A 12,761-nucleotide genomic window follows, 5' to 3' on the forward strand; every position below is an offset into this window, starting at 1 on the left:
ATTCCAAAGACCCCCGTCATTCCCGCGAAGGCGGGAATGACAGCGTTTTATGGAAATGTCTGTGGGTAACGATAAAAAAGAGTGTAGAGAGAGTAATAACCTCTTTATACAGCCAAGTACTTACTAATCAAGTCATCACTCAGCTTATCCATCGTGTCATTGGCCACGACACGGCCTCTATCCATTAGCCTAAAGGATTGTCCAACGCGTCGAGCAAAGCCAAGTTTCTGCTCTACAAGGATAACCGTCAAGCCTTCTTCTTCATTTAACTTCATCACAACATCGCCAATTTGCTTAACAATGTTAGGCTGAATACCTTCATTTGGCTCATCCAGAATTAACACCTTAGGCTCTATAATCAGCGCTCTGCCAATGGCCAACTGCTGTTGCTGGCCACCCGATAAGTCACCACCGCGGCGATGCATCATTTCGCCTAGCACAGGGAATAGATCAAAAATTTTCTGAGGAATTTCACCCGCGCCTTCCTGACCTTTTAAACGTCCCTTGCGAATAGGCAAACCCACACGTAAATTCTCTTCAACGGTTAGTAATGGAAAGATCTCCCGTCCCTGCGGCACATAGCCAATACCTGCGGGTGCTCGAGCTTCGGCTGTTTTTCCCTGCAAAGGCTGGCCATCCATTAATATTTCGCCATTGGTGACGGGAAGCAGTCCCATGATGGCCTTAAGTAAGGTAGTTTTACCGACACCATTACGGCCCATGATACAAGTGCGTGAACCTGGCTCGATCTGCATGTCCAAGTCCCAAAGGATTTGAGTGCCGCCGTAATGCTGATTAACCTTGTTTATTGAAATCATAATTAAGCCTCATCACCCGTTTCATCACCCAAATACACTTCCCTTACATCTTTATTATTTTGCACCTCGTCCATAGTCCCCTCTGCCAATACAGAGCCTTGATGCAATACCGTCACGGTTTTGGCAATTGATCGAACAAATTCCATATCGTGTTCAACGACCACGACGGTGTGTTCACCCGCTAAAGAGTTCAACAGCTCAGCGGTTCGTTCTGTTTCTTGTGCCGTCATGCCAGCAACCGGCTCGTCAACTAATAGCAAACGTGGCTCAGACGCGAGCAACATACCAATTTCCAACCACTGCTTTTGCCCATGTGATAAGGAACCTGCCAGCATCATACGGTGCTCTTTCAAGCCAATTGTTTCCAATACGTGGTCAATTCGGCCTATCTCTTCCGAACTAAGTGTAGAAAATAAAGTGGGCAGCACGCGCTTGTTTGTTTTTAGCGCTAGCTCAAGGTTATCCAGAACTGTATGCGCTTCAAACACTGTGGGCTTTTGAAACTTTCGACCTATCCCTAGCTGAGCAATCTCTGCTTCATCTTTTTCCAGCAAGTTATGTGTTTGACCAAAATAAACCGAGCCTTCGTCACATTGGGTCTTTCCGGTAATCACATCCATCAAGGTCGTTTTACCTGCGCCATTTGCACCTATTAAGCAGCGAAGTTCACCATCATTGATATAGAGGTTCATGTCATTCAGTGCTTTAAAGCCGTCGAAACTGACTGACAAGCCTTCGATATAGAGAATCACGTTCTTCGATACATCAACATGCACATCGTCTTCGCGCATGAAACTCCATACTTGGTCTCGACGCATCGTTTCTCGAGTTGTATCCAATACATTCATGATGCTGTCTCCCCGGTTTCTAATTTATTCTTCTTTAGCGTTCGCTTGTCTCTAATTTGCTCCATTAAGCCCATCAGGCCTTTTGGTAAGTAAAGCGTAACGAAGACAAACAAGGCACCCAATGCGAATAACCAACCATCTGGCATAATCGCGGTGAATTTAGTCTTCGCAAAATTCACTAACAATGCACCGATAACTGCACCAATCAAAGTTCCTCGGCCACCCACTGCTACCCAGATCACCATTTCGATAGAGTTAATGGGTGAGAATTCACCTGGGTTAATAATACCGACTTGAGGAACGTACAAGGCACCCGCTACTGCCGCAATCACAGCTGAGTAGACGAACAACCAAACTTTATAGCGCTCAGTACGATAGCCAATAAAACGTGCTCTGTTTTCACCATCACGAATCGCGACAATAACCTTGCCAAAGCGTGATTTAAATATCGCATGGCTCGCAAGCAACACTAAACACAATATGACAGAGGTGGCGACAAACAAACCAATTCGCGTGCTGTCTGCTTGTAAATCAAAGCCTAGTATCTCTTTGAAATCTGTTAAGCCGTTGGTCCCGCCAAAACCCATCTCGTTTCGGTAGAAAGACAGCATCAATGCATAAGTCAGTGCTTGCGTCATGATCGATAGATATACACCCGTGACTCGAGACCTGAATGCCAACCAACCGAACACGAAAGCTAGCAAGCCAGGCACCAATGCCACCATGATCATCGCAAACCAGAATTGATCCATACCCTGCCAGAACCAAGGTAGCTCTTGCCAATTCAGAAAGACCATAAAGTCAGGTAGCTCAGGGTGACCATAGACACCACGGTCACCAATCTGACGCATTAAATACATGCCCATGCCGTAGCCACCAAGCGCGAAAAATGCACCATGACCCAAGCTCAAAATACCGCAATAGCCCCAGATAATATCAACTGCCAAAGCCAGCATGGCGTAGCACAAGTACTTACCCAGCAAAGTTATGGTATAGGTGCTGACATAAAACACTGAACCTTCAGGCATCACCAAGTTACCGATAGAGGCAAGGAAAGTGATGGCGAGTAAAAGAATTACAAATGGAAAGGTTCGACTCCCCGGCTGACCTTCTCGGCCCATTAATCCGCGATCAAACAGCGTACTTAAAATACTCATTCTGCCGCTCTCCCCTTCTGTGGAAACAGTCCTTTCGGTTTTTTCTGAATAAACAAGATGATGAATACCAATACCAAGATGCTAGCCAATACTGCACCGGTAACCGGCTCAAGAAATTTATTGGCAATACCTAAGCTGAAGCCTGCTACCAAGGTCCCCCAAAGGTTTCCAACACCACCAAACACAACGACCATAAAGGAGTCGATAATGTAAGCTTGCCCGAGATTCGGCCCTACGTTCGTTAACTGACTCAAAGCCACACCCGCCATACCGGCGATACCTGAACCTAAACCAAAAGTCATTGCATCGACCCAGTCTGTGCGAATACCCATGGCTTTTGCCATGTCACGGTTCTGAGCAACCGCACGAACATTCAACCCCAATGAGGTCTTATTTAAGATCAACAACAACAGACCAAACACCAATAATGCAAAGGCAAGAATGTAAAGGCGGTTCATCGTGAGCGATAAGACAGGGTTGATATCTAAGGAGCCACTCATCCAGCTCGGCGTTTCAACTTGGCGGTTGAGCGGAGAAAATACGGTGCGAACCAATTGCTGCAAGATGAGACTGATACCAAAGGTTGCCAGTAACGTTTCAAGCGGACGACCGTGAAGATGACGAATTACGCCTCGCTCTATACAGATGCCAACAAAGCCCGACACTAGGAAAGCTGCCGGAATAGCGACCCAAATCGAATAGTCGATAGCATTCGGCATCAGCAACTGAACCACATAAGTGGTATAAGCGCCCAGCATGATCATCTCACCATGCGCCATATTAATAACGCCCATAACGCCAAAGGTAATTGCCAGGCCAATTGCAGCAAGCAAAAGGACAGAACCTAAGCTCAATCCGAAAAAGAGCTTATCGACAAACTGAAAGTTAGCGACTCGATCTTCAATCAGTGTTAACGCCTTTTGTGCCGCCGCCACAACGACTTCATCACTATCATTTTCAACAATTTTGGCGAGCAGATTCTTAATCTCATTTTCCAAACGACCTGCCAGGGTTTCAATTGACGCCAGTCGTTCTTCGCGAACTTTGCTGTTTTCTAAGGCATAAATAGCAAGTGCAACCCCCATCATTTCCAATACTTCTTCATCTTGCTCAGACACTTTCACTGCTTGAATGGCTTCAATCAGGCTTTCATCCAAACTTGATAGTAAAGAAGTGAGCGCTGAAAGACGCAACTCTGGGTCCTTTGCACTTAGCTGAATACGTGCAATTGCCCCACGGAGATAAGAGCGCACTTTGTTATTCACACGAACTTTCTTGTAGAGTTTCTTTTTCAATGGCTCTAACTCAGCACCGGTGAAAACTTCGTGAAAGACTTTTTCGCCATCAACTTTTTTCACCGACATAAGTGAGTTACGGTCTTTCTTAAGATAATGAAGCTGCCCCTTTAGCATCACCTGAAACATGGGGAGCAAGGTTTCCCCTGCGTGTGCTTCCAAGTCTTTCAAGATCGGAATAATCTTCTTAAGCTTGGCTTTCGTCAGTTTGCTTAAGAGCGCTTGGGTTTCGCTATCTATTGCTGTCGCAACAGTGCTTGGACTGTTCTCGGCGTTCGATGCCGCATAGCTTTGGTTGAACACCAAGCTAAACATTATCGCAAGAATAAAGGGCAGGATTCTCACCGCTGTACTCCATTTTAGGTTCATTTAACACGCAACTTCCCTGTTGTGTCTGTTCAGATATGATCTGAAGCCAAACATCATAGGGAAATTACGGGGTTGTAGGTTTAGAAATGAGGAGCACCGGACAGTGCTCCCCTTTTAAGTTGCCGAATAAATGTTTCCGGCTAGCTAAAGCTCAGGTCTTAGAAGTTCTGACCAGAACACTTAGCTGTTTTAGTATTAAAGTTGCCGCACTTAACCGGGTCAGTCCAGTCAGCAATTAGGTCTTTAGAACCTGGTAGGTAGTTAGACCAAGCATCACCAATTACTTCACCGTTAGTTTCCCAAACCACTTCAAATTGACCATCTTCTTGAATCTCGCCAATTAAAACTGGCTTACTCAAATGGTGGTTAGTATTCATAACAGCAGTACCGCCAGTCAGGTTAGGTACCGATACACCCAAGATAGCTTGCTCAACTGCGTCTACGTCAGTAGTACCCGCTTTCTCAACTGCTTTCGCCCACATTTCGAAACCAATGTAGGTCGCTTCCATTGGGTCGTTAGTCACACGCTTGTCGTCTTTGATGTAAGACTTCCAGTTTGCAATAAACTCTTCGTTTACATCACTTTCAACGCTTTGGAAGTAGTTCCAAGCTGCCAAGTGACCAACAAGTGGCTTAGTGTCTAGACCAGACAGTTCTTCTTCACCAACAGAGAATGCAACCACTGGAATATCTTCAGCAGAAATACCCTGGTTACCTAGCTCTTTATAGAAAGGAACGTTTGCATCACCATTAATTGTTGAAACAACCGCTGTCTTCTTACCTGCGCTACCGAACTTCTTGATGTCTGAAACAATTGACTGCCAATCAGAGTGACCGAAAGGTGTGTAGTTGATCATGATATCTTTTTCTGCAACGCCTTTAGCCTTAAGGTATGCCTCAAGAATCTTGTTCGTTGTACGTGGGTAAACGTAATCAGTACCTGCAAGTACCCAACGCTCAACCTCAAGGTCATTCATCAAGTAGTCAACGGCTGGAACCGCTTGCTGGTTTGGCGCAGCACCTGTGTAGAAAACATTTTTAGACGACTCTTCACCTTCGTACTGAACAGGGTAGAACAACAAACCGTTCAACTCTTCAATGACAGGAAGAACCGCTTTACGTGAAGATGACGTCCAGCAACCGAAAATTACGTCAACCTCGTCTTTAGTAAGCAGTTCACGTGTTTTCTCTGCAAATAATGGCCAGTTCGATGCGGGGTCAACCACAACAGGCTCTAGCTTCTTACCTAGCAAACCACCTTCTTTGTTCTGCTCTTCGATCATCATTAGAACCGTGTCTTTCAGTGTTGTTTCACTGATCGCCATAGTGCCTGATAGAGAGTGAAGTACACCGACTTTAATCGTGTCAGCAGCCATTGCGCTCATTGCAAATGCTGAAGCACTTGCGCTAAGAACTAAACCTTTAAGCATTTTTTTCATTGTCATGATTCTACCTTCCTCAAAATAAGACTCTTGGATAATGAGGCACTTGTTATAAATTTGGAGTTATAGCCTCTTCATGAACGATTATGAAAAATATACTGCTTCGGGGGTATTGGCTGATTGACGAATTCGACTACGTCAAATAACGTATTCACTCTATAAACCGACTCTTACTGACACTCAATAAAGCTCGTTACAATAAGCCGCAAAGATTAAAAGACTAATAGAGATTGTTTGCTAGTATTAATAGTTAATAAAGAACAACTATGATATCCCCTGAGCTCATGCAAAAAAAATTCGTTGTAAAAGACATCCTGAAGCACCATAACATCACCAGCTGGTTCCAACCGATCATTAATGTCGAGCGGCGTGAACTCATCGGCTGGGAGGCCTTTTCACGAGGGCCAGAGACTGATAATGGTTTAGAAACGCCAGCAATGTTTGATACGGCTGCCGAAGCGGGTATTTTAAAACCTTTTGACTTGATGTGCCTACACACAGCGGCCGAGAGCTTTGACCAGCTTCAACTGGAGAACAAGTTATTCATCAACATATCCAACGAAATGCTCATCGCCAGTAGTCGTTTAAAGGATCAGGTTGGAAAACTCATTGCTGACAATAGAGTTCCATCAACACGTATGGTGTTGGAAATTGATGAAAAGAATGCCAGCAATAACATTAATGAGCTTATCGAAGCTGTTCATTTTTTTCATGAGCAAGGCTTTGAGGTCGCAGTTGACCATTTGAGTGGAATAGACAATGTTGGTGAAAGCGCGTCGTTACATAAACTCTGGTCTGAAATAAAACCAGATTACATCAAACTGGATCGCAGCTTCATTCAAAACGTAAATGGTAGTGCCAGCAAACAAAAAACGGTCAAAGAAGTGGTAGCTGTCGCCCGCTCGATTGGTTCTGTGTTAATTGCTGAAGGGGTCGAAACAGAAAAAGAGCTTAAGAAGCTATATGAGCTAGGAGTTCATAATGTCCAAGGCTATTTAATTCAAAAACCACAGTTAGCACCCGTCGCCCCCAAGCTCGATGACTTACTCGACAAAGAACTGTTCGCAGAAACCAACCAAAAAAGTTTGGCCTGCGACTTGGTTGTTTCAACAGCTCATGTCGAAGTCGGCACCACAATCCAAAGCGTCTTTGAGTTACTTGAAGCCAATGTTCACATGAGTTCCATTGCGGTAGTAGAGAATGAGAAAGTAAAAGGCATTATCTTTCGCACTCCCTTTATGAACAAGTATTCCAAGCGACAGAGACGAGAAGTCGTTCAAGCCAAGTGTATCTCAAGCGAAATGAGCTCAGACTTGCTGCATGTTGACGCTCATCAGCGCATAGAGCAAGTCAGCCGCCTGGTCACATCTCGCGCGCAATTAGATGCAGAGCATGACTTTATTATCTCTAATGAGCAGCATTTTCTTGGGATCGGAACGGTCATCGACCTATTACGCAAGGTCACTCAGTTGCGCGTCAAACCAGATCACCAGGAAAACATCCTGACCATGCTCCCGGGGAACACCCCTATCGGGAATTGCGTCATGGAACTTCTGGATAAAGATACTCCCTTCTCAATCGCGCTTCTCGATTTGGCAAACTTTAAACCCTTCAACAATCATTACAGCCACAACCGGGGTGATGAAGTACTGATCATGTTTGCCGAGATTCTAAGAAAGCAACTTAAACAAGGCGCTAGCTTTGCCGGGCATATCGGTGGGGATGATTTTGTACTGATTATGCCTCAGGATGAGTGGCAAGAATTACTCCGCTCCGTTTTCACTGAGTTCAACCACAAAGTACTTAAATTCTATTCGGATAACGACATCAAACAAGGTGGTATCGAAAGCACCGACCGAAATGGTCATATGCGCCTATTCGATTTTGTATCTCTCTCGGCAGGTGTCATGACCGTTAAAGAAGAATATTTCGACTCCTTCCAAAGCTTGCTGACTCAGCTTATACAACTAAAACAGCGCACAAAGAGACAACTTGGTACCTGCTTGGCCCATTTGAATGACGCTCAAATCAAGCTCTATTCTTATGATGAAAGCGGCTTTGTCGATGAAGGTGTGAGCGATTAACTTAGATATTGTCACCCAAGCAGCATAGGCGTGAACTATGCTCAAGTAGGCTACATAGAAAGTTAAACAATTTAAAGCAGGTAACATTATGGCGAGTATCGACAAACCGGCTCCACGAGAAAACTCTCACACGATAAGCGATAACCCCAGTATCAACATTTTACCTTGTGAGACAATGCCCTACGCCACAGTCTCCCCTGAAGGCTCCCTTGAAATCCTTTCTGCCTATGAAGTAAAACAATTAGTCGAGTTATCGAGAACCAAGGTCTATGAATTGTTTAAGCGCTGTGCTTTAGCGGTCTTAAATACCGGCAGCACCGTCGATGATACCAATGAAATCATCGAGCGCTATAAAGATTTCAGTATCAAATTTATACGCCAGTCTCGTGGTATCAAGCTGCTGATTGAAAATGCGCCTGGCTCAGCCTTTGTTGATGGCAAGATGATTCGCGGTATTCGGGAACAACTTTTTTCAGTATTAAGAGATGTGCTCTACGTTCAAAACCAACTGCTTGACCCTCAGCATTTTGACTTTGAACACTCCAAGGGCATCACTGATGCAGTCTTTCATATTCTTAGAAATGCCAACTTGCTGCGCAAAGGCGCCCAAGCACCGCTTATAGTCTGCTGGGGTGGCCACTCTATCAATCGATGCGAATATGAATTTACCAAAGAGGTGGGCTACCAACTAGGCCTTCGCGAAGCAAACATTATTACCGGCTGTGGCCCCGGCGCAATGAAGGGGCCCATGAAAGGTGCCACAATAGGCCACGCCAAACAGCATTTTGAAGAGCGGCGCTATATAGGCATTACAGAGCCAGGAATTATCGCAGCCGAGTCTCCAAACCCTATCGTCAATGAACTAGTTATACTCCCAGACATCGAAAAACGCCTGGAAGCCTTTGTGCGCTGTGGTCACGGGGTTATCGTATTTCCTGGCGGTGTTGGTACGGCAGAGGAAATTCTCTATATTTTGGGCATTCTACTTCACCCCAAAAACGCTAAGACCCCCTTCCCTTTAGTCTTTGCCGCCGGAAAAGAAAGCGAAGCCTATTTCAAGATGATTGACGATTTTATTGGCCAAACTCTTGGCGAAGAAGCACAAGAGAAATATCAAATTATTACTGACAATCCCGGTGCTGTCGCTCAGCATATGGTGCAAACCTGTCATAAGGTCTTTAAACATCGCCGCTCCCGAAAAGATGCTTATTTTTTCAACTGGCAACTTCATATCGACCATCAGTTTCAAAAAACTTTCGAGCCCACTCATCCCAACATGGCAAACCTAGACCTGTCCAAAAATCAGGAGCCTCACATTCTTGCCGCAAACTTACGCAAAGCTTTTTCAGGAATTGTTGCCGGTAATGTCAAGGAGCAAGGTTTGAAAGCAATTGCAGAGCATGGTTCATTCAAGATCACTGGAGATTTGGAAATTATAGAGCCATTGGATAAGCTCTTGCGCACGTTCGTCGACCAGCGCCGAATGAAGCTGGGTGATAAGGAATACAAACCTTGTTATGAGGTTGTCTCATGAGATGATAGGGAAACCTCCTTAGTTAGAATTCAGCTAGAGATGGAACACTTCGCTGACAAGTACTAGAATGTGCCACTTATTAAGGCCCGTATTCGATAAACAGGGGCCTTGCTGCTTTCCAACATCAGGACAATTATTTTGAGCGACTCTGCTTTTTCTTCCCAAGCCCTAAAAAAAGAACTTTTAGACAATCTGGATTCATTAGGCTATCAAGCCATGACACCGATTCAAATGCAGAGCCTGCCCCTGATTATTGAGGGAAAAGATGTCATCGCGCAAGGTCAAACGGGCTCAGGAAAGACTGCCGCATTTGGGCTTGGGCTACTCAATAAGCTAGACGTAAAACGTTTCAGAATTCAATCTTTGGTGCTCTGCCCTACTCGTGAGCTGGCCGATCAAGTCGCCAAAGAAATTCGCAAACTTGCCCGCGCTATTCACAATATAAAAGTTCTCACCTTATGTGGCGGCATGCCTTTTGGCCCTCAAGTTGGTTCTTTAGAGCACGGCGCACATATCATCGTCGGTACTCCTGGCCGGGTTGAAGAACACGTTAGAAAAGGTAACCTGAAGCTCAACAATGTTGACACGCTGGTATTGGACGAAGCTGATAGAATGCTAGACATGGGCTTTCAGGAGGCCTTGGATACTATCATTGAAGATATACCAGAAGAGCGCCAAACTCTGCTGTTAAGCGCAACCTATCCAAAACAGATTCAATCGATCGCAGCGCAATATCTCACCGATCCGGTCATGGTAAAGGTTGAGTCAACACATAGTGACAGCAGTATTGAGCAACACTTCTATGAACTCCCAGATCAAGATGAGCGAATTGATGCAGTTCATCGTATTCTCATGCAGTATCAACCACCATCAACGGTGATTTTCTGCAATACCAAACGAGAAACCCAAGACCTGGCAGATGCCTTACATGATAGAAACTTCAGCGCCATTGCGATACATGGTGATATGGAACAGCGCGATCGAGACCAAACTCTTGTTAGATTCTCTAATCAAAGCGCCTCAATTCTGGTCGCAACGGATGTCGCGGCCCGCGGTCTCGATATTAAAGATCTAGATGCTGTCATAAACTTTCACATAGCACGCGACTCCGAAGTCCATGTTCATCGCGTTGGCAGAACAGGCCGTGCAGGTAGTAAGGGTTTGGCATTTACACTCTACGCAGAAAAAGAACGCTATCGCATAGATAGATTAGAACAGTACCTGAACAAAGAAATAGTGGCAGAAGCACTTCCTTCAGCAGACGTCCTTGCCAAAAAGCCTTTTTACCCACCAATGAAAACAATTCAAATTGACGGTGGAAAGAAACAGAAAGTCAGACCTGGCGACATATTGGGCGCACTGACAGGCGACAAGACGATAGAAGCAACATCGATAGGCAAGATTAATATCTTTGACTTCTCAGCCTATGTTGCGGTTGAACACAAAGTTAGTCGCAAAGCGCTTGAGAAAATTTCAAAAGGAAAACTAAAAGGTCGAAACTTTAGGGCTCGCTTTATTTAAGGCATTGGGATCAGTGTATAAAACATTTTACACTGATCCCAATTCGTTATAATCGCTAGTGCTTACGTCCGAACCTGTATAAACCTAGTAAGGGGAACAAACTAAAAAACAGTGATGAAGGCTCATTCACTTCTATTGAATCAACTGGCCAGTCTCTATATAACAACCACCCTGTACCTTCGTATGAATCTACAAAACGATTAGCGTTATCGATACGATCGAACTCAGATTTCTTCTCGACTGTCTTTAAGGCCCTATCTTGGCGAGTCATAATGTATCCAGCCCAATCAGGTTTATGAGACTCAAAAAAGACTAGGTCAGTACCACTTCCAGTTGTAAAGGTATCGCCAACTAACTCGTGATAGTCTCGCGTTACATCTCTATCTGTCCAACACCCTTCACTCGAGTAGGCAGTACAAGTGGTCGCCCTATAAGCAGGCAATAGTGCTTCGATAAACAGCTGGGCATCAAGCGAATTGGCAATAGACCAACCTTGGTAAGCACCTTGAGTCAACGCACGCGTTTCTTCCAAAGTATTACCAGTCAGTTCATCCCAGCGTAGCCAATCCCGGTTGTTTCGGCTATCAGAAATAATGCTAGCATTAACATCTGCGTCATAGCTTAGCGAGCCAATAGTCATCGACATCACCAAACCCGACTGGCTCAGCAGAGCAGCCAATATAACGAAGATAAAGAAAGTGTTCGGCACTTTAGTTTGCTTGTTCTTTTGAGACATTAAGATCTTCATATTCTTATTTTCGTATTATTAAAATCCACCACGTCTGGCAAGTGAACTTTCGTGCCACAGGTGGAGGAAAATTCAGCTTGTTATGTGGCAGGCTTGAACAAGGGAGAACGCAGAACAGCAAACTGTTTTTGATAGAAAAAACCGTCTTCCTTAGACTAAAGTTTTACTAATTGAGTTTTAAGAGTCATCCTTTTCAGAAGAGAGTATATCATTCACGCATTTAGCATACGGAGCAATTATGTGACGCGAGTCTTATTCCTTCCACTTAGCCCATGGGTCAATAGCACCAGAAGAGGGCTTACTCGGCTTCTTAGCGCCTGATTCTTCGTTGTCGCTATTAGGCTTATCTCTTGTCTTTTCAGATCCAGATTTAGTGTAGGGCGAAGCGGTAAACTTCCTGTTTCTCGAAAAGCTATCACCACTACCTCGCCTTTCTGCAGCTTTTCGCTCTCGTTTTTCCCTAAGTTCCTCAGCATCTTCAAGGCTTAGTTCTGCCGGTTCACCAGGAGTTTGTCCGTCAGGAATAATACGGTCGCGAGGAGGCAATTCGAACTGCTCAGGGGAAGCCTTAGGGAGACTTTTAAACTGGTAAAGGTAAAATGCTTCAACTCTTTCACGAGCCCAATCCGTTTTCTTTAAAAACTTAACGCTGGACTCGATACTTGGATTTGTCTTGAAGCAATTCAGATTCAAATATGCGTGCAGGATTTGAAAGCCATAGAAATCAACGATTTCTGTCACAAGCGTCTTTAAACCCAGGCCATGCAAAGGGTTATTCTGGTAGTTAATTTCTTCAGTCATGAGGTGGTTGGGCTCCAAAAAGTAATTCGCAGCATTATACCTTAAAGAAGCAATAGAAGAGTTTGTTTTAAATAACTTTCGAACAAACCACTAAACTAACTCAATCTCTGAGTCGCAGAGATCGACTTCTTCCTCAAGCCCATA

10 protein-coding genes are annotated in these 12,761 nt (G+C 44.7%); 3 read left to right on the forward strand and 7 right to left on the reverse strand.

What is annotated here, in order from left to right; translation table 11 throughout:
• Window positions 1-104 precede the first annotated feature (104 nt).
• The 5 genes from urtE to urtA all read right to left on the reverse strand — a co-directional run bounded on the left by urtE (window position 105) and on the right by urtA (window position 5,926).
• Window positions 105-818 carry an urea ABC transporter ATP-binding subunit UrtE gene (gene urtE / locus A3763_RS03620; RefSeq protein WP_068513012.1) on the reverse strand — a complete coding sequence of 238 codons (714 nt, stop codon included), beginning with the start codon at window positions 816-818 and terminating at the stop codon, window positions 105-107.
• A 2-nt stretch (window positions 819-820) separates the two neighbouring features.
• Window positions 821-1,666: an urea ABC transporter ATP-binding protein UrtD gene (urtD, locus tag A3763_RS03625; RefSeq protein WP_068513015.1), complete on the reverse strand. Its 846-nt coding sequence runs from the start codon at window positions 1,664-1,666 to the stop codon at window positions 821-823.
• Window positions 1,663-2,823 (reverse strand): urea ABC transporter permease subunit UrtC, encoded by a 1,161-nt coding sequence (gene urtC, locus A3763_RS03630; RefSeq protein WP_082880368.1) that lies wholly within the window; start codon window positions 2,821-2,823, stop codon window positions 1,663-1,665. The genes urtD and urtC overlap by 4 nt, the downstream gene beginning before the upstream one ends.
• Window positions 2,820-4,487, reverse strand: a complete 1,668-nt coding sequence (gene urtB / locus A3763_RS03635) for an urea ABC transporter permease subunit UrtB (protein ID WP_068513018.1) — start codon at window positions 4,485-4,487, stop codon at window positions 2,820-2,822. Before urtB ends, urtC begins: the two co-directional genes overlap by 4 nt.
• A 158-nt stretch (window positions 4,488-4,645) precedes the next feature.
• Window positions 4,646-5,926: an urea ABC transporter substrate-binding protein gene (urtA, locus tag A3763_RS03640; protein WP_156490602.1), complete on the reverse strand. Its 1,281-nt coding sequence runs from the start codon at window positions 5,924-5,926 to the stop codon at window positions 4,646-4,648.
• A 287-nt stretch (window positions 5,927-6,213) separates the two neighbouring features.
• On the opposite strand from urtA, the gene A3763_RS03645 reads away from it, so the two are divergent.
• The 3 genes from A3763_RS03645 (at window position 6,214) to dbpA (ending at window position 11,068) form a co-directional block, all read left to right on the forward strand.
• Window positions 6,214-8,013, forward strand: coding sequence for a GGDEF domain-containing protein (locus tag A3763_RS03645; RefSeq protein WP_197475679.1), 1,800 nt, complete (start codon window positions 6,214-6,216; stop codon window positions 8,011-8,013).
• A gap of 88 nt (window positions 8,014-8,101) precedes the next feature.
• Entirely contained in the window at window positions 8,102-9,547 is a 1,446-nt protein-coding gene (ppnN, locus tag A3763_RS03650) for a nucleotide 5'-monophosphate nucleosidase PpnN (RefSeq protein ID WP_369808630.1), read from the forward strand.
• A 138-nt stretch (window positions 9,548-9,685) separates the two neighbouring features.
• A complete protein-coding gene (dbpA, locus tag A3763_RS03655; protein WP_068554281.1) occupies window positions 9,686-11,068 on the forward strand; it encodes an ATP-dependent RNA helicase DbpA in 1,383 nt (460 codons plus the stop codon).
• A gap of 55 nt (window positions 11,069-11,123) precedes the next feature.
• On the opposite strand, the gene A3763_RS03660 is transcribed toward dbpA, so the two are convergent.
• On the reverse strand, window positions 11,124-11,804 hold the full coding sequence (locus A3763_RS03660; protein WP_068554282.1) for a hypothetical protein: 681 nt from the start codon (window positions 11,802-11,804) through the stop codon (window positions 11,124-11,126).
• A gap of 264 nt (window positions 11,805-12,068) precedes the next feature.
• Window positions 12,069-12,617: a VF530 family DNA-binding protein gene (locus A3763_RS03665; protein WP_068633590.1), complete on the reverse strand. Its 549-nt coding sequence runs from the start codon at window positions 12,615-12,617 to the stop codon at window positions 12,069-12,071.
• Window positions 12,618-12,761 lie beyond the last annotated feature (144 nt).

Source organism: Oleiphilus sp. HI0128 (genome assembly GCF_001635365.1).